Here is a 20801-nt window from a genome sequence, read left to right on the forward strand (position 1 = left end):
GCAACCCGCCGGTCTCCCGTCCGGGGTGCGGCGCTCCACCGGGCCGGCCGACCGCCCCCGTCATGCTGGGACGGGTCACAGGCGGGTGGTGAGTCGGCCGTCGGGCCGTCGACGAATGATCTCCGCCGCGGACCACCGCCCACGACCGGCATGCGGTCGTGGGCGGTAGCGGGTGGGGCCGAGCGGTACCGAGACCGCGTCCGGCAGCGGTACCGATCGCAGTACGTGCCGTTGGCGCCGCGTCAGGCAAGGTTTGCCCGTCAAGGAGCGGCGTCCGGTGCACGGGGTCTTCCCGGGTCCTCCGGCCGAAGGGGTGGGGAGACCTCATGCACCAGACGCCGCAGGCCCCGCCCTACGGGCGGACGGAGCTACTCTCGCAACACGCCCTGTCGCCGGTCGGGCCGCCGGCGGTGCGGGAGATCGGATCCCGACGCCGCCTGGCGAGCGAACCGGGAGTACCGCATCAGATTGCTTCGACTCCGGACCCGGGTGGTACGGAACGGGTCGGGACTTCGGATCCCCGGGCAGCCCTCACGGGCACGAGGTGCTTTCGGACGCGGTCACGGGTCGAGAACGGGCGACGATGGAACCGCTTCCGGTGGGTGCCGTGAAGACAGCATTGGTGATCATGAAATCCCGGTGGCCGTCCAGGTGGGTACCCTTGGCGAAATGCACGTGGATGTCCCCTGAGGCGGTGCCCATTTCCGCGGCACGGGCCAGCCAGCCCACACTGCACCCTGGAACTGGCAGGCTCTCGGTCTCCGACACAGAGCTCGACCTGCCCCAGGTGTGACTGTAGGTGGCGCTCACTCCCAGCTCCGCCACTCCCCAGATGGTGGCTTTGGCGGACGAGCTCACCTCGAGCGTGTCCGAGCTCTCCACAGTGTCCGACCAGCTCAGCGTATGAGTCTCGGTCTGCGACGTGTAGTTGAAGACGCTGTCTCCGACAGGGTGCTCCGGCCCCGGGAAGGTGCGATAACTCCGAGGGGTGTAGGTCATGGTGCAGACCCACTGAGAGCCCGCACATATCTCGAGGACGGCTTTGCCGTCATCGCTGTCGGCGGAGTAGGTGGTCCATCCGACAGCCGTGGTGACGGCCGCGCAGGGCGCGATCCGGTCGGCTGTTCCGCGTTCGCTGATCTGGGTCCAGGAGGTGCCTCCGTTCCAGCGGAAGACGCCGTCGGGTGATCGGCCGTAGATGGCGTTGTCGGTGACGACCCATTGTGAGCCTGGGCCGGCGGTGCCGATGCGTTGCCAGTTCTGTCCGGAGCCCTGGTAGCGGTAGACGCCGCTGCCGTCGGGGGCGGCTCGGAGGAGTCCGGCTCCGCCTCCGTAGATCTGGTCGGCTGTTCCGCGTTCGCTGATCTGGGTCCAGGAGGTGCCTCCGTTCCAGCGGAAGACGCCGTCGGGTGATCGGCCGTAGATGGCGTTGTCGGTGACGACCCACTGTGAGCCTGGGCCGGCGGTGCCGATGCGTTGCCAGTTCTGTCCGGAGCCCTGGTAGCGGTAGACGCCGCTGCCGTCGGGGGCGGCTCGGAGGAGTCCGGCTCCGCCTCCGTAGATCTGGTCGGCTGTTCCGCGTTCGCTGATCTGGGTCCAGGAGGTGCCTCCGTTCCAGCGGAAGACGCCGTCGGGTGATCGGCCGTAGATGGCGTTGTCGGTGACGACCCACTGTGAGCCTGGGCCGGCGGTGCCGATGTGTTCCCAGTTCTGTCCGGAGCCCTGGTAGCGGTAGACGCCGCTGCCGTCGGGGGCGGCTCGGAGGAGTCCGGCTCCGCCTCCGTAGATCTGGTCGGCTGTTCCGCGTTCGCTGATCTGGGTCCAGGAGGTGCCTCCGTTCCAGCGGAAGACGCCCTCCGGTGACTGCCTGCAGACCGTGCTGCCGGTCGCTGCGGCAGCCGCCGGCTGTGCCGTGAGCAGCGGCGTCACGACCGCACTCGGCAGGGTGACCAGGAGTGCGGCCATCCGTACGCGCCATCGTCGCCCCGGCGGCACCGCAGCACCCCTTCTTCGCCTCACGGCCGCATGTGAACCCGTCGCGGTCCCCGTCACCGCGGAAGTACGCCGAAAGAGCAGGCGCATTGCCCGTACTCCTCTCACCGAAACCGATACGGCTGAGACAGCAGGGGCATGCCCCACGCATCCGAGGACGCGCGGGCCCCCGCCGCTCGCCGAGCCTGAACTCATCCTTTGCCACCGGCATCGTCGGGTGTGAGTGGTAGAAGTGGCGCATGACGCAAGAATCCTTCCAGGCCGCTCCCTGGGGGCTCCGACCTCGCCGGGTGGCGGTGATCGTCGACGAGGACACCAACCCCTTCGAACTCGGCTGCGCCACGGAACTGTTCGGGCTGCCCCGGCCCGAACTCGGCCGTGACCTCTACGACTTCACGTTGTGCACGCCCCACGACCGCACGGTCATGCGCGACCGCTTCTTCACGCTCACCGCGGCAGCGCGCCTCGAAGCCGCCGAGACAGCCGACACCCTGATCATCCCGAGCCGGCCGGACGTCAGCCGGCCGCGCCACCCCGCCGTACTGGACGTCATACGGCGCGCCCACCGCCGGGGCGCCCGGCTGGTCTCCTTCTGCACCGGCGCTTTCGCTCTGGCCGAGGCCGGCGTGCTCGACGGGCGCCGGGCCACCACGCACTGGCAGTGCACGGACCTCCTGCGCTCCCACTATCCCGCCGTCCGCGTCGAACCCGACGTCCTCTTCGTCGACGACGGCACCGTCCTCACCTCCGCGGGCAGCGCCGCCTCACTCGACCTCGGCCTGCACATCATCCGCCGCGACCACGGCGCGGAGACCGCCAACACCATCAGCCGCCGCCTCGTCTTCCCCGCCCACCGCGACGGCGGACAGAAGCAGTTCATCGAACGCCCCTTACCCGACGTGCCCGACGAGTCCCTGGCCCCGCTCCTGGCCTGGGCCCAGGAGCGGCTCGACGCCCCTCTGACCGTCGCGGACCTCGCAGCCGAGGCAGCCGTCAGCACCACCACCCTGCACCGCCGCTTCCGCGCCCAGCTGGGCACCACACCCCTCGCATGGCTGACCGCGCAGCGCGTCACCCTCGCCCGCCGGCTCCTCGAACGCGGAGACACCCACTTCGACGCCATCGCCCGCCACACCGGACTCGGCACCGCGGCCAACCTCCGAACGCTCCTACGCCGAGAAACGGGACTCACCCCCTCGGCCTACCGGCAACGCTTCGGCCCGGAGACTCAGCTCACCGGGACGGCACCGCGCTGACCGCGGGCGACAGCCAGGCCCACCTCACGCGCCCCCGCTGAACCGGGACCGCCGCACCCGATCCAACGGCTTCTCGCCGGCCTCCGGTTCGACCGCCCTTGCGGACCGCCGTCCCACCGACGTCTGCGGCCCGGGCGACGGCCCGAGTGCCGCCATGGCCCAGCAGGCACACGCCCTGGGCCCCCGGCAGCAGTCGACGCGCAGCTCGTCCATGCGAGAACAACGCCGGGAAATTCACGGAGAGTTGGTCACGAGTCTCGTCAGGGAAGCGCGTGCCGCACCAGCGAGCCCCAGGACGGGAAGCACACCTCGGCTCCCTGCGAGTCCTCAGGCCGGGAAGCGGCGGTCCACCCATCGCCATGCGAACTCCAGCACCCCCGCCGCCAGCGCGGCGATGGCGACCGCCGCCCACGGCATCGTCGTGCCCACCAGCCGCAGGGCGAAGAAGTCCTGCAGCCAGGGCACCATCAGGACGATCAGGAAGGCCAGCCCCATCGCCGCGACCAGGCACACGCGCCACCAGGTGTAGGGGCGGGCGACGATCGCCAGCACCCACATGGCGACCAGGAACAGCGTCAGCGTCGCCGCGCTGGTCTCGGCGGCCAGCGCGCCGGGCCCGCTGTAGTGGTGCCGGGCGAGGAGGTACGTCGAGAAGGTGGCGCCCGCCGCGACGATCCCGCCGGGGATCGCGTACCGCATGACCCGCCGGACGAAGTGGGGCCTGGCGCGCTCCTTGTTGGGCGCGAGCGCCAGGAAGAACGCCGGGACGCCGATGGTCAGTGTGGACAGCAGGGTCAGATGCCGGGGCAGGAAGGGGTACTCGACCTGCGAGCAGACCACCATGACCGCCAGCAGCACCGAGTAGACCGTCTTGGTCAGGAACAGCGTGGCGACCCGGGTGATGTTGCCGATGACGCGACGGCCCTCGGCCACCACCGACGGCAGCGTGGCGAAGCTGTTGTTGAGGAGCACGATCTGCGCGACGGCCTTCGTCGCCTCGGAGCCGGAGCCCATGGAGACGCCGATGTCGGCGTCCTTGAGGGCGAGGACGTCGTTGACGCCGTCGCCCGTCATCGCGACCGTGTGGCCGCGCGACTGGAGCGCGCCGACCATGTCCCGCTTCTGCTGCGGGGTGACCCGCCCGAAGACCGCGTTGGCGGCGAGCTCGTCGGCCATCGCCTCCCGCTCGGCAGGCAGCTTGCGGGCGTCCACGGAGTCCGCCGCGCCCGGCAGCCCGAGCTTGCCGGCCACGGCGCTCACCGACACCGCGTTGTCGCCCGAGATGACCTTCGCCGCTACCTCCTGCTCCTCGAAGTAGCGCAGGGTGTCGGCAGCGTCGGGCCGCAGTCGCTGCTCCAGCACGACCAGAGCGGTGGGCCGGGCGCCCGCGGCGACGTCGAGGTCGTCGAGTTCGCCCGCGGCACGCGCGAGCAGCAGGACGCGCAGGCCCTGCTCGTTGAGGCCGTCGACCTCGCGCAGGGCGGGCGCGCCGGGCGGCAGCAGCACGTCGGGGGCGCCGAGCAGCCAGGTCGAACTCTGCCCGTCGCCCTCGCTGAACGCGGCTCCGCTGTACTTGCGCGCCGACGAGAACGGCAGGGACTCGGTGCAGCGCCACTCCTCCCGGTCCGGGTAGGCCTCGATGATCGCCTGGAGGGAGGCGTTGGGCCGCGGGTCGGACTCGCCGAGCGCGCCCAGGACGGTGCGCACGTAGTCCTCGTCGCAGCCGTCGAGGGTGCGCAGCTCGGTGACGTCCATGCCGCCCTCGGTGAGGGTGCCGGTCTTGTCGAGGCACACCACGTCGACCCGGGCGAGGCCCTCGATCGCGGGGAGCTCCTGGACGAGGCACTGCTTGCGGCCGAGCCGGATGACGCCGATCGCGAAGGCGACGGAGGTGAGGAGGACGAGGCCCTCGGGGATCATCGGCACGATTCCGCCGACGGTGCGGGCGACCGAGCCCTTGAAGTCGTCGCCCTTGACGACGAGCTGGCTGACGATGAGGCCGAGGGCGGTCGGCACCATCATCCAGGTGACGTACTTGAGGATCGTGGAGATGCCGGAGCGCAGCTCGGAGTGGACGAGGGTGAAGCGGGACGCCTCCTCGGCCAGCTGGGCGGCGTAGGCCTCGCGGCCGACCTTGGTGGCGGTGAAGGCGCCGCCGCCGGCGACGACGAAGCTGCCGGACATCATCCGGTCCCCGCGCCGCTTCAGGACCGGGTCGGCCTCACCGGTCAGCAGGGACTCGTCGATCTCCAGGCCGTCGGCCTCGGCGACCTCGCCGTCGACGACGACCTTGTCGCCCGGTCCGAGTTCGATGAGGTCGCCGAGCACGATCTCGGAGGTGGACACCTCCCCGGAGACACCGTCGCGCCGGACGGTCGGTTTCGCCTCGCCGATGACGGCGAGCCCGTCGAGAGTCTTCTTGGCGCGCAGCTCCTGGATGATGCCGATTCCGGTGTTGGCGAGGATGACGAAGCCGAACAGGGTGTCCTGGAACGGAGCGACGAAGAACATGATCGCCCAGAGCACACCGATGATCGCGTTGAAGCGGGTGAGGACGTTGCCCCGGATGATGTCGGCGGTGGAGCGACTGCTGCGCAGGGGGACGTCGTTGACCTCACCGCGTGCGATGCGTTCGGCGACCTCGTCGGCGCTCAGCCCGCCGGACCGGTGTCGCACGGGCGGCGGCACGGGATGTACGGGGTCGAGCTCCGCCCCCGCGTCGATGACCGGGCCGCCGTGCGGCTCGGCTCCGTCGCTGCCGATCTCCGACCGCTGAGTCATGCCTCCGACGGTACGGCGGCATGGGCCCCTTCACCCCCCGAGCCGCGGATCCTGCCATAACCGGATCCCGCCAAGGCGGGAACGCGACTCGGTGCGTCGGTGCGTCGGTGCGTCGGTGGCTCGGCGACGCGCCGGACGCGGGTGGCGGATGACCGGGGCCCTTGGGGCCGGGGCGGAAGTCCGCCCGTGCCCGGGGCTCACCCCGCCGCCCGTTCCCGGGGCTCACCCCGCCGCCCGTGCCCGGGGCTCACCCCGCCGCCGGCGCGACCGGGTGAGCGGCCCGGGGCGTGCGCACGAGTCCGGCGGTCCCGCCCGGGGTCCCGGTCGCACGAGGCGCGTCCGGTGGGCTGTCCGGGGCGCGTGCGGGCGTCCCGCCTTCGAGGCCGGGGGACCGCCCCGTCAGTCGGTGCCGTGCGGGGCGGCTTCCGCGCGCCGGATGGCAGCGTCGCGCTTGCGCACGTACCAGATGCCGATGAGGCCCAGCCCGCCGCCGGCCAGGCAGGTCCACACCCACCAGTCCAGCTCGCGCTCGGCGAACCAGCCGTAGAAGGGGACCTGGACGAGGAAGAGGACGAACCAGAGGATCGTGCCGCCGGTGATGGTGGCGACGACCGGCCCCTCCAGGGGCTCGGGTGCCTCGTGCTTGGGGGTCCACTTCGCCATGCGGTCAGTGTAGGCGGCGCTCCCGGCGGCCCTGACGGTGTCCCCGGGGACCGCGAGCTGCCTTTCCCCACCGGGTCTACGCGCGGAGATACCGATCTTCGGCATATACGTTCATACTGAACCGGTTTGTGTCCGACCGGTTTTCTTCGTATGAACATCCAGGGAAGCCGGGCGTAGTCAGCCACCCCCGCACCACCTCGACGAGGACTCGTATGCCCCCCACGGCCACCGCTCCCGCGGACGTCCGGCAACCGCAGCGGCCCGGTTCCCGTGCCCCCGGCCGGCTCGACCGCTACTTCAGGATCTCCGAGCGCGGATCCACGGTCGCCCGTGAGGTCCGCGGCGGCTTCGCCACGTTCTTCGCCATGGCGTACATCGTCGTGCTGAACCCGATCATCCTCGGCAGCGCCAAGGACGTGTACGGGCACCAGCTCGACGGCGGCCAGCTGGTCACCGCGACGGTGCTCACCGCGGCCTTCTCGACCCTCCTCATGGGCGTCATCGGCAACGTCCCGATCGCCCTGGCCGCCGGGCTCGGGGTGAACACGGTCGTCGCCCTCCAGCTCGCCCCGCGCATGAGCTGGCCCGACGCCATGGGCATGGTGGTCCTCGCCGGCTTCGTGGTCATGCTGCTCGTGGCCACGGGCCTGCGTGAACGGGTCATGAACGCCGTGCCGCTCGGCCTGCGCAAGGGCATCGCGATCGGTATCGGCCTGTTCATCATGCTGATCGGGTTGGTCGACTCCGGCTTCGTCTCCCGCATCCCGGACGCCGCCCACACGACCGTCCCGCTCCAGCTCGGACTCACCGGGCACCTCTCCGGCTGGCCGGTCCTGATCTTCGTCCTCGGTACGCTGCTCACGCTCGCGCTGATCATCCGCAGGGTGCCGGGCGCCATCCTGGTCTCCATCGTCGTGATGACGGTGGTCGCCGTCGCCGTCCAGTCGATCGCCCGGCTCCCGGGCGAAGCGTGGGGCCTGACCGTGCCGGAGTGGCCGGGCAACCCCGTCGCCACGCCGGACTTCGGGCTCGTCGGCCGGGTCAGCCTGTTCGGCGGCTTCGAGAAGGTCGGCCTGCTCACCGGCGCGCTCTTCGTCTTCACCGTCCTGCTGTCCTGCTTCTTCGACGCGATGGGCACCATCCTCGGTGTCGGTGACGAGGCGAAGCTGATGGACGACAAGGGCAACCTCCCGGGCATCAACAAGGTGCTGATCGTCGACGGCGTCGCCGTCGCAGCGGGCGGTGCCACCTCCTCCTCCGCCAACACCTGCTTCGTGGAGTCGACGGCGGGCGTCGGCGAGGGCGCGCGCACCGGCCTCGCCTCGGTCGTCACGGGCGGTCTCTTCGCGGTGGCGCTGTTCCTGACGCCGCTGGCGACGATGGTCCCGTCCCAGGCGGCGACGCCCGCGCTGCTCGCGGTCGGCTTCCTGATCCTCGCCGGGTCGGTCAGGGACATCGACTGGAACGACTTCACGATCGCCGTGCCGGCGTTCCTGGCGATGCTGATGATGCCGTTCACCTACTCGATCACCAACGGCATCGGCATCGGCTTCATCGCGTTCAGCGTGCTGCGTCTGGCGGTGGGGCGAGGCCGTGAGGTGCCGGTCCCGATGTACGTCGTCTCGGCGGTCTTCGTCTTCTCCTACGCGATGCCGGCGCTGGGCCTGACGTAGTCCGCGGCGCCCGGCCGCGCGACCGGCCGCGGCGTTCGGCCGCACCCGGCCGCCCGTTCAGCGGCTCCCGCCGACGCCCACTCCCGGCCTCATGCGGTCGTGCCGTGTCCCGTGCCGGGCCGGCCGGGGTCCCCGCCCGGCCCCGGCCGGCCCGGCACGGGACCGTAGAACTTCTCCGTCTCGTCGACGGCCGTCTTGAAGCGCTCGTCGAAGTCGTCTCGAATGAGCGTCCGGACCACGTAGTCCTGGACGCTCATTCCGCGTCTGGCGGCATGCTCCCGTAGCCGGTCGAGCAACTCGCCGTCCAACCGCAGGCTGAGTACTGCCGATGCGCTCGATGCTGTCGTCGCCATGCCGGCCAGCATCGTTGGCCGGAACCGATCGGTGCGTCACTTTCCGAAGCCCTATCACTCGTTTGGGTGAGACGCGGGCGCGGATCGTCATTCAGTAGTCATTAGGATGGGTAATGAGTTATGCTAAGGAACATGCCTGACCTGTCCCACGGCGACGACGTCGCCGCCGTGAACTCACTGCGCTCGGCCGTCATGAGGCTGGGCCGGCGCCTGAAGCACCAGCGCGTCGACGAATCGCTGAGCCCCACCGAGATGTCGGTGCTGGGCACCCTCGCCCGCTGCGGCTCGGCCACCCCCGGTGAACTGGCCCGCAAGGAGCACGTCCAGCCGCCCTCGATGACCCGCATCGTGGCACTGCTGGAGTCCAAGGGGCTGGTCCGGCTGGAGCCGCATCCCGAGGACCGCCGGCAGAAGGTGGTCAGCCAGACCGAGCGGTCCGAGGTCATGCTCGAGGAGTCCCGCCGTAAGCGGAACGCCTGGCTGGCCTCGCTCGCCGAGGGCCTGGACGAGGAGGAGTGGGCCAAGCTGCGCGCGGCCGCCCCCGTACTGGAGAAACTCGCACACCTGTAACGACCAGCCGAGGAGGCGACCTCTTTTGAGTTCGGGACCCGGAGCAGACTCCGCACCCGCACCGAAGCCCCACGACCACAACGACACGAACGGCACGGCCCCGGGAACCGGACCGGCGCGCAAGGGGACCTTCTCCTCGCTCGGGGTCCGCAACTACCGGCTGTTCTTCACCGGAGCGATCGTCTCCAACACGGGCACCTGGATGGCCCGCATCACCCAGGACTGGCTCGTCCTGAGCCTCACCGGCTCGTCCGCGGCCGTCGGCATCACCACGGCCCTGCAGTTCCTGCCGATGCTGCTCTTCGGCCTGTACGGCGGAGTCGTCGCCGACCGCTACCCCAAGCGCCGGCTGCTGCTCTTCAGCCAGGGCGCCCTCGGCCTCTGCGGACTGGCGCTCGCCGTGCTCACGCTCTCCGGCGAGGTCCGGGTCTGGCACGTCTACCTCATCGCCTTCCTGCTCGGCATGGTCACGGTCGTCGACAACCCGACCCGCCAGTCCTTCGTCTCCGAGATGGTCGGGCCGGGCCAGCTGCGCAACGCCGTCAGCCTCAACTCCGCGAACTTCCAGTCCGCGCGGCTGATCGGGCCCGCGGTCGCCGGTGTGCTGATCACCGCCGTGGGCAGTGGGTGGGCCTTCCTGCTCAACGGGCTGTCCTTCCTCGCGCCGATCGCCGGTCTGCTGCTGATGCGCCCGGCCGAGCTGCATCGGACCGAGCGGGTGCCGCGCGGCAAGGGGCAGCTGAGGGAGGGCCTGAGGTACGTCGCCGGCCGGCCCGAGCTGGTCTGGCCGATCGTCCTGGTCGGCTTCATCGGCACGTTCGCCTTCAACTTCCCGATCTGGCTGACGGCCTTCGCCGACAAGGTATTCCACGCGGGTGCGGGGACGTACGGCCTGTTCAACACGCTGATGGCGGCCGGCTCCCTGGCCGGCGCCCTGCTCTGCGCCCGCCGCGCCTCCTCGCGGCTGCGGATGCTCCTCGGTGCGGCGGCCCTCTTCGGCGTGCTGGAGATCGCGGCCGCGTTCGCGCCGTCGTTCTGGCTGTTCGCGGTGCTGCTCGTCCCGATCGGCATGGTCGGCCTGACGGTGAACGTGACGGCGAACTCGTCGGTCCAGATGGCGACGGACCCCGTGATGCGGGGCCGCGTCATGAGCCTCTACATGATGGTCTTCGTCGGCGGTACGCCGCTCGGAGCGCCGATCGTCGGCTGGCTCACGGACACCTACGGCGTGCGGGTCGGAATGGCGACGGGCGGTGCGATCGCGGTGATCGCGGCGGTCGCGATCGGCCTGATCCTGGTCAGAGCCTGCGGCATGCGTCTGAAGGTGGACCTGCGCCGCGGGCACCGGCACGTACGGATGGTGCCGCGCGAGCGGCTGCCGGCTGCGGCATAGGGCGGCGGCCGCTGCGCGCGCCCGGTGGTGCGCACCACCGCGTTCTCGTGTGCGGGGGCGTGGGGGAACCCGTCGCTGGGAGACTCGGAGCATGAGACTCTTCGCCGCCGTGCTGCCGCCCGACGAGGCCCTGAGGGAGCTCGGGCGGGCCGTGGACCGGCTGCACGAGCTGCCCGGGGCGGACGCTCTGCGCTGGACCGGGCGGCCGGCATGGCACTTCACCCTCGCCTTCATGGGGGAGGTCGACGAGGCGCTGCTCCCCGACCTGATCGAACGGCTCGGGCGGGCCGCACGGCGCACCGAGGAGTTCCCGCTGCGGCTGCACGGCGGCGGGCACTTCGGCCGGCGCACGCTCTGGGTGGGCGCGGCCGGCGCGCTCGACACGATGCGCATGCTCGCCGAGCGCACGGAGGCGGCGGCTCGGCGTGCGGGCGTCTCCATGGAGGAGCCCCGTCGCTACCACGCCCATCTGACCCTCGCCCGGACCCGTACCGACACGGATCTGCGCCCGTACGTCGACGCCCTGGGCCCCTTCGAGGGCAGGTCGTGGACCGTGTCCCGGTTGCTGCTGATCCGCAGCAACCTGCCCGGCGGGGGCCGCCCGGGCGAGGGGCCGCGCTACGAGGAGGTCGGCCGGTGGCCCCTGGGCGCGGCGGGCTGACGCCGGAGCCCGTTACACCGCACGGCCCCGCGGTCCGGCCCGCTCAACGGCACGGCGGACCGGCCCCGCGGTCCGGCACCGCAGGCCTGCACCGCGGAACCGGCGGGTCCGCGGAACGCCCCAGGCACCGGGGGCCCGGACCGGCCCGCTCAACGGCACCGTGGACCGGCCCCGCTTACCGGACCCGCAGGCCTGCACGGCGGACCGGCCCCGCGGTCCGGCACCGCCTTCCGGACCCGCAGGCCTGCACGGCGGACCGGCCCCGCGGTCCGGCACCGCCTTCCGGACCCGCAGGCTTGCACGGCGGACCGGCACCGCCTTCCGGACCCGCGTTCCGGCCCGCTCAACGGCACCGCGGTCCGGCCCCGCTTACCGGACCCGCAGGCCTGCACCGCGGAACGGGCGGGTCCGCGGGACGCCCCAGGCACCGGGGGCCCGGACCGGCCCGTTACGCTCAAAGGGTGGACCCGAAGACCCGTAACCGGATCATGGCCGGTGTGCTCGTGCTGATGTTCGCCGTCGTCGCGGTGGCGGCTGCGCTTGGCCGCTGAGCGCCCGAGCGGGCGGCGTGGCGCGCGGAGGAGCGGCGCGCCGCGCGAGGAGTGACGAAGGCCCGGGGGCGGGGACGCCGCGCCGGTTCGCCCTTGCTTCGAGCGGACTCGAAGCAGTTGGCTGAGCCCCCTGCAGTACACGCAGCTCGGACGCACCGGACTCAAGGTCAGCCGACTCGTCCTCGACACAATGAACTTCGGCCCCCAGACCACCGAGGCCGACAGCCACACGATCACGGACGCCGCGCTCGGCGCGGGCCTGAACTTCTCGGACACGGCCAAGTCGGCACTTTGATAACTGGGTGACACTGTGGCCGCCGCCCCGTCGGAGCGGGCGGCGGCCGTGCTTCCAGGCGCTACTCGATCACCAGGCAAAGGCTTCCGGCGACGGCCCCGGGCCGGGGAAGATCTCGTCCAGACCAGTCAGAACTTCGTCACTCAGCTCCAGCTCCAGGGCGCGCAACGCGCTCTCCAGCTGTTCCACCGTGCGCGGGCCGACGATCGGGCCGGTGACGCCGGGCCGGGTCAGCAGCCATGCCAGCCCGACCTCGCCCGGCTCCAGGCCGTGCTTGTCGAGCAGGTCCTCGTACGCCTGGAACTTCGCACGCACGGTCGGGGTGGCAAGCGTTTCCACCGCGCGGCCCTCGGTGCGCCGCTTGCCCTCGGTCTCCTTCCTCAGTACACCGCCGAGGAGGCCGCCGTGAAGCGGGGACCAGGGGATGACCCCGAGGCCGTACTCCTGCGCGGCCGGGATGACCTCCATCTCGGCCCGCCGCTCGTAGAGGTTGTACAGGCACTGCTCGCTGACAAGCCCGACCATGCCGCGCCGGGCGGCGGTCTCGTTGGCCTGGGCGATCTTGTACCCGGGGAAGTTGGAGGAGCCCGCGTACAGAACCTTTCCTTGCCGGATCAGCACGTCGACGGCCTGCCAGATCTCCTCGAAGGGAGTGCGGCGGTCGATGTGGTGGAACTGGTACAGGTCGATGTAGTCCGTCCGCAGCCGCTTGAGGCTGGCGTCGACGGCCCGCCGGATGTTCAACGCCGACAGCCGGTCCTCGTTGGGCCAGGCCTCACCCTCACCTGACATGGAGCCGTAGACCTTCGTGGCGAGGACCGTCTTCTCCCGCCGGCCACCGCCCTGGGCGAACCACGTCCCGATGATCTCCTCGGTGCGGCCCTTGTTCTCACCCCACCCATACACGTTGGCCGTGTCCACGAAGTTCAGACCTGCGTCGAGCGCGGCATCCAGGATGCCGTGACTTGTCGGTTCGTCTGTCTGCGGGCCGAAGTTCATCGTGCCGAGGACGAGTCGGCTGACCTTGAGTCCGGTGCGTCCGAGCTGCGTGTACTTCATGAGGCACAAGCCAACTGCTTCGAGCCCACTCCATGCAAGAACCGACCACTCGGCCGCCCATTTTTACGACAACGTGCATGAGAGTCACGTCGGTGCGCGGACGGCCGTGAGCGGCCTTCGTACGGTCGTCCCAGGCGGCCCGACCGGGCCGACAGGCCAAGGGGGTTCCGCATGGCACGCGAAGAACTGACTCGGCTCACCGGCAACGGCAACGGCACGTGTGGAGAGGACGACTGCCCGAACGTCTACCGCACCGCTTCCGGCTCCATCGTGGTTCAGGGCGACGTGTCCGACGTCGCGCATCTCTCCGGGCCTCCGTACACGGTCGTTGCGATGGCCCCGAGGGTGGGGGCGGTGATGTAGTCGCCGAGGATGATCCAGTCCATGGGTGTGGGCCTTTCTGATGGGTGCGGCAGCAGGATTTGGCCGGGGTACGCTCGCCGTTCACCTGATGCCGGCTTGAGGGAAGTGGCGATGGATGTGACCCGGCCGCGTGTGGGTGTTGCCGTGCTGACCACGGGCGACCGGATGCCCGAGTTGCTGGCTCTGCTGGAGTCGGTCGCGAAGCAGGACGAGCCCGCCGTCCGGGTGGTCGTCGTCGGGAACGGGACGGCGCTTGCGGGGTTGCCGGATGGCGTGACCGCAGTGGAGTTGGAGGGGAACCTGGGGGTGTCCGGCGGCCGCAACGTCGCGTGGCGGCGGCTGCGTGAGTTCGGGGATGTGGACGTGCTCGTGGACCTGGACGACGACGGGTTGCTGATCGAAGCGGACGTGTTCCGTCGTATCGCAGACTTGTACGAGGCGGACGCTCGTCTGGGCATCGTCAGCTTCCGGATCGCTGACGAGACCGGCACCACCCAGCGGCGTCACGTGCCCCGTCTGCGGGCCAAGGACCCGATGCGGAGGGGAATGGTTACCACGTTCCTGGGCGGTGGGCACGCGCTGTCGATGCCGATGCTGGAGCAGACCGGCGGCTGGCCGGACGCGTTCTTCTTCACGCACGAGGAGACCGACTTGGCCTGGCGTGCGATCGACAGGGGCTGGGATGTCCTCTACGAGCCGCAGCTCGTTCTCCAGCACCCGAAGACTTCGCCCGCGCGGCACGCGGTCTACTACCGGATGACGGCCCGGAACCGGGTGTGGCTTGCCAAGCGGCATCTGCCCGTCCCTCTCGTGCCGGTCTACCTGGGGGTGTGGGTAGTGCTGACCGTGGTCCGCACGAAGTCCCTGGCGGGACTGCGGGCCTGGTTCGGTGGTTTCGCCGAGGGTCTCCGGACCAGTGGGGGCCCTCGGCGTCCCATCAGGTGGCGGACGGTGTGGCGGATGTCCCGACTGGGCAGGCCGCCGGTTCTTTGAACCGTCGTGGCAGCGATGTCACCGTGGGTTCAAATCCCACACCCACCGCCAGGTCAGCGTATGTGCTGGTCACAAGGGGTGTTCCGATTCCGGGGCGCCCCTTTCCCACGGACCTGTCTCACCGTGATTCGCCTCTGTCACGTCGTTGATCAGTGTCTGTGGACCAGGCGTGGACCAAGATCCGGCCCGCGGAGGACGAGAAAGCGCAGGTCACGACCACCGCTGTGGGCCATGCGTGGGCCATGTGCCCGACAACGCGAAGGCGCCACCTCTCCCGGTATCGGTGAGGTGGCGCCTTCGCGGCTGTCACGCCAAGGGCGGCTGCGAGTGGAGGAGGGCTCCGAGCACCAGGACCAAGCCGACACCGACCAAGCGCGACCACACCGCCCAACCGACCCCGATCCCTGGCCGGAGGAACCTCGAAGACGCAGGCAGAGCCCAGCCGTCGCATCTCTGTCTCCAACGCCCAGGCCGGAACGAGGACGAGGTCCGTGACGAATGGAAGTAGCGTGGCTGAGGCCGGCGGGTGGTTGCTGGAGACACACGTGGCGGGTGCTCGTTCGACGCACCGCCGTCGTGGCTGACTTTCGGTGGCTCAGGTCAGAACCCCTCTCCAACTCGACAACGTGAGGCGGGGGGTACGGCAGCACCCGCATCCGAGCGCGCCAACCGCCCCGGTACCATCGGCACCGGGGTCCTGACCAGGACTTCCCCGACCGGACCACCCGGAATGCTGTCCAGGCTGAGGGGTGGTCCGGTCTTTGGTTGTTGAGAATCAGCTGAGGGCTTTACCCACCTCGTAGATGGTCGGCCGGTCTTCCGGGGCATAGCTGAGCATCGCGTCGATCAACTCGCCCGCCTCACCAGGAGCCTTTACAGGGCGACGCTTGCCGTTCGCCACGGCCTCTCTCTGGACGGGGCGCGGAGCGTCGTCCGGGTACTCGACAGCCCGCCAACCTGTGGCGGAGATGAGCAGCGATGCGCCGAGCGCGTAGATGTCAGCTTCCTGTGCCGGCTCAGCTTCTCCTGTAGCGAGCACGCTGCGCGCGATCTCCGGTGCTTCGTAGTGGACGAGGCAGCCGCGGAACGGGAAGTCGTACCCCTCGGGCACGGGTCCACCACGGGCAAGGGCGAGGTCGATGAGATGTGTCCGCTCCGGCCCGATGATGAAGTGGGCGGGCTGCACATCACCGTGCGCCCAGCCCTTCGCGTGGAGGTCGGCCAGCGCTTCGACGCATTCCAGCGCCACACCGGTGTCCGGTGCGATGGACAAGTCCTGCTTACGGCAGGGCTCCCACAGCCTGTACAGGTCCGGTCCTTCATGCCACGGCTGGAAGTTCCACGTACCGCGCTCCCACTCGCCGTACGCGATGTCATCAAAGCCAAGGCGATGCAGGATGGCACCCTCACGGGCGGGAAGGGCCCCGGTGTCGAGGAATCCGATCAGTTGGTCCGGCTCGGTGAACAGCAGTGTTGTCGGTTCCACCTTGACCTTGTGGCCGTCCAGGAGGCGGCGGGTCTCGGTGATCACCGGGCTGATGACCCGGTCGGTGACCTCCAGCATCTCCGCCAGGACGCGTTGGGGACAGACCTGACGCAGGTAGAGCAGGGTCAGCAGGATGCGGTCGCGGCCGGTGAAGAGGGGCTTGCCGTGGTCGGCGGCCGCCTTGCGACGCGGTCCGCCCCGCTGCTGGAAGCAACGCCGCTCGCGCTCCGCCTCCTGGGCGGGGGCGAGCCGGGCCGTCACATCGTCGAGTTCGGTTGCGCTCATCCCGGTCAGGCGGGGGTCGTCCAGCAGGTCCAGGACTTTTCTGCGTCCCGGCACCGCTGAAGTCGGCCCGCTTCCCGGCGGTGACGGCTCCGTGGTGGTCAGGGGCGCGGGACGGAGCGTGTAGTTCCAGCTGCCGCGAGCCTTGTGGGGTTCCAGGGGCAGGGCTTTCATACGGGCCTTGCTGATGGCGACGCCGAGCGGGTAGGAGCGGGTGTCGAGCTCGGCCTGGACGCGCAGCCCGCTGCGGGTGGTGGTGGAGGCGATCGCGTTCACGATGACTTCGTGGCTGGTCAGCGGCCTGCCGCGCCAGTTCATGGTGATGTGGGAGAAGAGTCGGTGCTCGATCTTGTTCCACTTCGAAGTGCCGGGCGGAAAGTGGCAGACTGTGATCGCCAGCCCCGTGTCGGCGGCGAGCGCGGCCAGTTCCGCTTTCCAGGCGCGGTAGCGGTAGCTGTTGGAGCCGCCCGCGTCCGCGGTGATCAGCAGCCGGGCGGCGGCCGGGTAGTCGAGCTGGCCGCGGGCCTGCCACCAGCGGCGGATCGTGGCCACGGCGAAGGCAGAGGTGTTGTGATCGACTCCGACGCTGACCCATCCGGCGTCAGCGGCCAGGTCGTAGACGCCATAGGGGATCGCGGTCTCGCCCTTCGGCCCGGTGAAGAAACTGTGATCCTCGACCCGGACCGGCTCGCCCTTGGGCCGCCACTCACGTCCAGTGTTCGGCAGCTGCCCGAGCATCTCCTTCTTCTTGGCGTCGACACTGATCACCGGCTCGCCCGCGGCCTGGAACACCTTGACCTGATCGTTGATGTAGTGAAACTGCGCGTCCCGATCCGGATGCTGGTCTCCTTCCAGCGTCTTGGCGTTCGCCTGCAGGCTGAAGCCGTTCTCCCGCAGAAGCCGGCCGACGGTCACCGGCGAGACACGGTGCCCTCGCCTCGTGAGCTCCGCCGCAAGACGCCGCAGTGACTTCGTCGTCCAGCGCAGCGGCGACGTCGGATCGCCGCGCTCGTCCGGCTCGACCAGGCTCAACAGGGCGCGCAGCAGCCCCGGATCCAGCTCGGTCGCGCTCTTGCGCCCGCCGCCCGGCCTACGGATCCGGCCTTCTGCCAGCAACTCGCCGCCCGCCTCCAACTCGAAGACACCCTTGCGTACGGTGCTCTCGCTCGCCCCGGCGATCCTGGCCACGGCCCTCACCCCGCCGTGGCCCAGCAATCTCGCCTCAGTCGCGAGCGCGAGCCGACGCTGCCGCTCGTTCAGGTGAGGTAGCAACACCTCGAATCGAACAGCGAGTTGAGCCAGCACCGCGTCCTTGATCGCCATATCAGGTCAACGAGGCGGAACTCAGGAAGCAATACCTTGTTCGCGTACGGGTCCAATGAACGCGGCAGCGCTGGTGGGCGGCTCCGATCATGACCTTGCCGATGGCGGCGACCAGGCCGAGGTGCTGGTCGGCGATGACCAGGCGGACCCCGGACAGACCGCGCTCGCGCAGGGAGCGCAGGAAGGTGGTCCAGAACGCCTCGGTCTCGCTGTCGCCGACCATCAGGCCCAGCACTTCGCGTCCGCCGTCCTCGGTGATGCCGGTGGCGATGACGACGGCCTGGGACACGATCTGATGGTTCACGCGGGCCTTGCAGTACGTCGCGTCCAGGTAGATGTAGGGGAAGCGGGTGTGGTCCAGCGGGCGGTTGCGGAAGGCGGTGAGGCTTTCGTCGAGGTCGCCGCAGATCCGGGAGACCTCGCTCTTGGAGATCCCGGTGTCCGCGCCCAGGGCCCTGACCAGGTCGTCGACGCTGCGGGTGGACACTCCGTGGACGTATGCCTCGACGATGACGGCGTAGAGGGCCTGGTCGACGCGGCGCCTGCGTTCGAGCAGGCTGGGGAAGAAGGTGCCGGTGCGGACCTTGGGGATGGCCAGGTCCAGGTCGCCGGCCTGCGTGGTCAGTACTTTGTCGCGGTGACCGTTGCGCCAGGTCGTACGGGTGTCGGCGTGCTCGCCGGGCTCCGCGCCGATGTGGGCGGTGGCCTCGGCCTCGATGAGTTCCTGCAGGATCCGCTGGGCCAGGACCCTGATCAACTCGATTCCGTCCGCCGTACGCAGTGACTCCATCAGCCGGAGTAAGTCATGCTGGGACAAGGCCATCGCGTCACCTCTCTCAACGAGCTTCGCTACTCGGAGAGTTGCGCGATGGCCGCCTCATGACCAGGGGCTATGCGGAGATCGCTGCTACACCACTCGGCGGGACACCATCGGAGTTGACGGGGCGGTCGCCCATGAAGTCGCCGGGACGGCCCTCGACTCGGCGGGAGGTCGAGCCTGCCGCTCGACGCTCTTGCGCTCGGCCCGGGTGAAGTGCGCGGCCGGTGGGGTACGCGTTTCGTCCAGCACGGCCTGAACGGTCGATCCGGTGTTGGTGCGGGTGGCTGAGTTGGTCTGCTGCAGATCCTCGTGGCTGGTCAACGGCTGTCCGCGCAGGCTGTGGGGATCCGGGAGAACAGCCGGCGTTCCAACACCAGGCCCGGTGTCAGCCAACCCTGCAGTAGTCTCCTGAGGCGACGTCAGTCACGAGCTCAGGGCGCGCGGCGGCGCGGGTACACCAGATGATCGACGCCACGCGTTAGATTCCCCGGCATGACAATGGACGGAGCCACCTGCGTCGTCAGCTCCCTCGCAGCCGAGGGCGTCGATCACCTCTTCATGGTCCCGGGCGGGCTGAACGATCCCTTCATGCCGCCGATGACCGAGACTGAGGGCGTGCGTACTGTCGTGGCCGCCCACGAAGCCGGAGCGGCCTACATGGCCGATGGCTACGCCCGTGCTTCTGGTCGCCTCGGAGTCGCCTTCGGCATCGGCGGACCCGGTGTCACAAACATAGTGACCGCGCTTGCCGCGGCACGAGCCGACCGCTCCGCGCTTCTCGCCATCAGCGGCGAGGTCGCGACCGGTACGGAGGGGCGCGGTGCCTTCCAGGACGGAAGTGGCGCCGCACTGGATGACGTTTCCGTCCTTAGGCCGGTCACGGCCCGTAGTCTCAGCGTGAACTCGCCTGCCAACCTCCAGCCCTACCTGAGGGCTGCGGCACTCACCGCGCTGCGCGAGCGGGCGCCCGTACATCTGTCAATCCCGCTGGACGTTCAGCGTAGTGAACAGCTTGTGGACTGGACGCCGCTGCCCGAGGCAGCATATCGACCCCTGGCGATCGACCGGGAAGCGACCGACGCCGCTCTGTCCGTTTTCTCCATGGATGCCCATGGGCAGCCTGCCGCGAATGTCATCATCCTCGCGGGACCGGGGGTACGCCACGCGAGAGCGGAAGCGGCTCTGATCGCCGCGGCGGAGCGCTTCGACATCCCCATTGCGACCACCCTCAGCGGGAAAGGGCTGGTGCCCGAAGACCACCCCCTCTCACTGGGCGTCTTCGGCTACGGCGGTTCGCGCTGGGCCAGCGAAGCGATTCTCGATCCCGCCGTCGAAGTACTTGTCGTCATTGGTTCGGGGCTGTCCCAGCGGGATACGTTGAACTGGGATCCGAAGATGTTGCCGGCGAGGGAACTCGTCCATGTCGAAGCTGATCCGGCACTCATCGGACGGACTTGGCCCTCGAGCCGGCCGGTCACCGCCAGCCCGCGGGCCTTCCTCGAACTGCTCACCAGCGTCGACGGGTCGATCGCCGCCGGATTGGAGAGCGGCCGTTCGGCCCGGCAAGCGTTCCTGGGTGACGTGCGCGGCCGTGGGCCGCACGCCTACGAAGCGGAAGACACCACCCGAGACACCGAACCAATGCACCCGGCCCGTTTCGTCACGGAGGCCCGCGCTGCCTGCCCGCGCGAGACCGTGCTGTCAGTGGACTCCGGCGCTCATCGTGCCTGGTGCTCGCAGTACTGGCCCAGCTACGGTAGCGGGGACTACGTGTCGCTGGCGAACCTGGCCCCGATGGGCGGCGCAATCCCACTGGGAATCGGCGCCAAGATCGCCAGGCCCGAGCGTCCGATAGTGGTTGCCACGGGCGACGGCTGCATGCTGATGCATGGTATGGAGCTCCATACGGCTGCCCGTTACAGCATCCCTCTCGTGATTCTCGTCTTCGACAACCACTCCTATGGAAACATCTGGTATCGGGCAAAAGAGATGGGCGCCGGACCTGAGGCGCTTACTGATATCCCCGGCCTCTCATGGCCGGAGTTCGCGCGCGCCATGGGCGCCGACGGTGTGGCGGTCTCCCACCCCGGCGAGGTGGGCGAGGCAGTGGCCCACGGGCTCACACAGAGCAAACCGTTCCTTGTATCGGCCCGGATCGACAAGCACTATCCCACGCCTATCGCCCCGTGGCGTCAGGCCGTGGCGGAATGGGAGGACAGCCACTGATGGCCCGGCTTCCAGACCCTGCCTCGCAAGCGAACCGCGAAGACCGCGCTGAAATGCAGCG

The 20801-nt window shown here is 69.8% G+C and carries 14 protein-coding genes and 4 pseudogenes; 9 read left to right on the forward strand and 9 right to left on the reverse strand.

The window, feature by feature from the left end; translation table 11 throughout:
* Nucleotides 1–531: 531 nt before the first annotated feature.
* Nucleotides 532–1965, reverse strand: a complete 1434-nt coding sequence (locus FEF34_RS21310; protein ID WP_138054578.1) for a hypothetical protein — start codon at nt 1963–1965, stop codon at nt 532–534.
* Nucleotides 1966–2231: 266 nt separating this feature from the next.
* Between FEF34_RS21310 and FEF34_RS21315 the strand changes: the two genes are divergently transcribed.
* Nucleotides 2232–3248: a GlxA family transcriptional regulator gene (locus tag FEF34_RS21315; RefSeq protein ID WP_138054579.1), complete on the forward strand. Its 1017-nt coding sequence runs from the start codon at nt 2232–2234 to the stop codon at nt 3246–3248.
* Nucleotides 3249–3296: 48 nt separating this feature from the next.
* On the opposite strand, the pseudogene FEF34_RS44305 reads toward FEF34_RS21315, so the two are convergent.
* The 3 genes and pseudogenes from FEF34_RS44305 to FEF34_RS21325 form a co-directional block, all read right to left on the reverse strand.
* A pseudogene (locus tag FEF34_RS44305) lies at nt 3297–3579 on the reverse strand (hypothetical protein); the annotation flags it as partial.
* Nucleotides 3576–6029: an HAD-IC family P-type ATPase gene (locus tag FEF34_RS21320; RefSeq protein ID WP_138054580.1), complete on the reverse strand. Its 2454-nt coding sequence runs from the start codon at nt 6027–6029 to the stop codon at nt 3576–3578. The gene FEF34_RS21320 and the pseudogene FEF34_RS44305, both read right to left, overlap by 4 nt.
* 399 nt (nt 6030–6428) lie before the next feature.
* The gene (locus tag FEF34_RS21325; RefSeq protein ID WP_138054581.1) at nt 6429–6692 is read right to left on the reverse strand and encodes a DUF2530 domain-containing protein; all 264 of its coding nucleotides are present in this window, start codon (nt 6690–6692) and stop codon (nt 6429–6431) included.
* 212 nt (nt 6693–6904) lie between these two features.
* On the opposite strand from FEF34_RS21325, the gene FEF34_RS21330 reads away from it, so the two are divergent.
* The gene (locus tag FEF34_RS21330) at nt 6905–8365 is read left to right on the forward strand and encodes an NCS2 family permease (protein WP_138054582.1); all 1461 of its coding nucleotides are present in this window, start codon (nt 6905–6907) and stop codon (nt 8363–8365) included.
* A gap of 89 nt (nt 8366–8454) precedes the next feature.
* Here FEF34_RS21330 and FEF34_RS21335 read toward each other — a convergent pair whose 3' ends face one another.
* The gene (locus FEF34_RS21335) at nt 8455–8718 is read right to left on the reverse strand and encodes a ribbon-helix-helix protein, CopG family (RefSeq protein ID WP_138054583.1); all 264 of its coding nucleotides are present in this window, start codon (nt 8716–8718) and stop codon (nt 8455–8457) included.
* 132 nt (nt 8719–8850) lie between these two features.
* Here FEF34_RS21335 and FEF34_RS21340 point away from each other — a divergent pair, with 132 nt between their 5' ends.
* The 4 genes and pseudogenes from FEF34_RS21340 to FEF34_RS21355 form a co-directional block, all read left to right on the forward strand.
* Nucleotides 8851–9288 carry a MarR family winged helix-turn-helix transcriptional regulator gene (locus FEF34_RS21340; RefSeq protein WP_138054584.1) on the forward strand — a complete coding sequence of 146 codons (438 nt, stop codon included), beginning with the start codon at nt 8851–8853 and terminating at the stop codon, nt 9286–9288.
* 25 nt (nt 9289–9313) lie between these two features.
* The gene (locus FEF34_RS21345) at nt 9314–10681 is read left to right on the forward strand and encodes an MFS transporter (protein WP_138054585.1); all 1368 of its coding nucleotides are present in this window, start codon (nt 9314–9316) and stop codon (nt 10679–10681) included.
* Between the two features lie 91 nt (nt 10682–10772).
* The gene (thpR, locus tag FEF34_RS21350) at nt 10773–11342 is read left to right on the forward strand and encodes an RNA 2',3'-cyclic phosphodiesterase (protein ID WP_138054586.1); all 570 of its coding nucleotides are present in this window, start codon (nt 10773–10775) and stop codon (nt 11340–11342) included.
* Nucleotides 11343–12023: 681 nt separating this feature from the next.
* A pseudogene (locus FEF34_RS21355) lies at nt 12024–12173 on the forward strand (aldo/keto reductase); the annotation flags it as partial.
* Nucleotides 12174–12257: 84 nt separating this feature from the next.
* On the opposite strand, the gene FEF34_RS21360 reads toward FEF34_RS21355, so the two are convergent.
* On the reverse strand, nt 12258–13247 hold the full coding sequence (locus FEF34_RS21360; RefSeq protein ID WP_138054587.1) for an aldo/keto reductase: 990 nt from the start codon (nt 13245–13247) through the stop codon (nt 12258–12260).
* 171 nt (nt 13248–13418) lie between these two features.
* On the opposite strand from FEF34_RS21360, the gene FEF34_RS21365 reads away from it, so the two are divergent.
* Nucleotides 13419–13610 carry a hypothetical protein gene (locus FEF34_RS21365; RefSeq protein ID WP_138054588.1) on the forward strand — a complete coding sequence of 64 codons (192 nt, stop codon included), beginning with the start codon at nt 13419–13421 and terminating at the stop codon, nt 13608–13610.
* Between the two features lie 111 nt (nt 13611–13721).
* Complete coding sequence (locus FEF34_RS21370) at nt 13722–14603, forward strand: glycosyltransferase family 2 protein (RefSeq protein ID WP_171053036.1); 882 nt, start codon at nt 13722–13724, stop codon at nt 14601–14603.
* A 1444-nt stretch (nt 14604–16047) separates the two neighbouring features.
* On the opposite strand, the pseudogene FEF34_RS21375 reads toward FEF34_RS21370, so the two are convergent.
* The 3 genes and pseudogenes from FEF34_RS21375 to FEF34_RS44500 all read right to left on the reverse strand — a co-directional run.
* Nucleotides 16048–17694, reverse strand: a pseudogene (locus tag FEF34_RS21375) (ISAzo13 family transposase); the annotation flags it as partial.
* A gap of 1 nt (nt 17695) precedes the next feature.
* Nucleotides 17696–18517, reverse strand: coding sequence for an IS256 family transposase (locus FEF34_RS21380; protein ID WP_407698295.1), 822 nt, complete (start codon nt 18515–18517; stop codon nt 17696–17698).
* Nucleotides 18518–18691: 174 nt separating this feature from the next.
* A pseudogene (locus tag FEF34_RS44500) lies at nt 18692–18885 on the reverse strand (ISAzo13-like element transposase-related protein); the annotation flags it as partial.
* Between the two features lie 121 nt (nt 18886–19006).
* Between FEF34_RS44500 and FEF34_RS21390 the strand changes: the two are divergent.
* Nucleotides 19007–20740 (forward strand): thiamine pyrophosphate-binding protein, encoded by a 1734-nt coding sequence (locus FEF34_RS21390; RefSeq protein WP_199800689.1) that lies wholly within the window; start codon nt 19007–19009, stop codon nt 20738–20740.
* The last annotated feature ends 61 nt before the right edge of the window (nt 20741–20801 follow it).

The sequence above is a fragment of the Streptomyces marianii genome (genome assembly GCF_005795905.1).
GTDB lineage: Bacteria > Actinomycetota > Actinomycetes > Streptomycetales > Streptomycetaceae > Streptomyces > Streptomyces marianii.

Bases quoted from the DNA above. Each gene is read 5' to 3' on its own strand.
- FEF34_RS21310 (WP_138054578.1), bottom strand. From the start codon at position 1,965: ATGGCCGCACTCCTGGTCACCCTGCCGAGTGCGGTCGTGACGCCGCTG.
- FEF34_RS21315 (WP_138054579.1), top strand. From the start codon at position 2,232: ATGACGCAAGAATCCTTCCAGGCCGCTCCCTGGGGGCTCCGACCTCGC.
- FEF34_RS21320 (WP_138054580.1), bottom strand. From the start codon at position 6,029: ATGACTCAGCGGTCGGAGATCGGCAGCGACGGAGCCGAGCCGCACGGC.
- FEF34_RS21325 (WP_138054581.1), bottom strand. From the start codon at position 6,692: ATGGCGAAGTGGACCCCCAAGCACGAGGCACCCGAGCCCCTGGAGGGG.
- FEF34_RS21330 (WP_138054582.1), top strand. From the start codon at position 6,905: ATGCCCCCCACGGCCACCGCTCCCGCGGACGTCCGGCAACCGCAGCGG.
- FEF34_RS21335 (WP_138054583.1), bottom strand. From the start codon at position 8,718: ATGGCGACGACAGCATCGAGCGCATCGGCAGTACTCAGCCTGCGGTTG.
- FEF34_RS21340 (WP_138054584.1), top strand. From the start codon at position 8,851: ATGCCTGACCTGTCCCACGGCGACGACGTCGCCGCCGTGAACTCACTG.
- thpR (WP_138054586.1), top strand. From the start codon at position 10,773: ATGAGACTCTTCGCCGCCGTGCTGCCGCCCGACGAGGCCCTGAGGGAG.
- FEF34_RS21360 (WP_138054587.1), bottom strand. From the start codon at position 13,247: ATGAAGTACACGCAGCTCGGACGCACCGGACTCAAGGTCAGCCGACTC.
- FEF34_RS21365 (WP_138054588.1), top strand. From the start codon at position 13,419: ATGGCACGCGAAGAACTGACTCGGCTCACCGGCAACGGCAACGGCACG.
- FEF34_RS21370 (WP_171053036.1), top strand. From the start codon at position 13,722: ATGGATGTGACCCGGCCGCGTGTGGGTGTTGCCGTGCTGACCACGGGC.
- FEF34_RS21380 (WP_407698295.1), bottom strand. From the start codon at position 18,517: ATGGCCTTGTCCCAGCATGACTTACTCCGGCTGATGGAGTCACTGCGT.
- FEF34_RS21390 (WP_199800689.1), top strand. From the start codon at position 19,007: ATGACAATGGACGGAGCCACCTGCGTCGTCAGCTCCCTCGCAGCCGAG.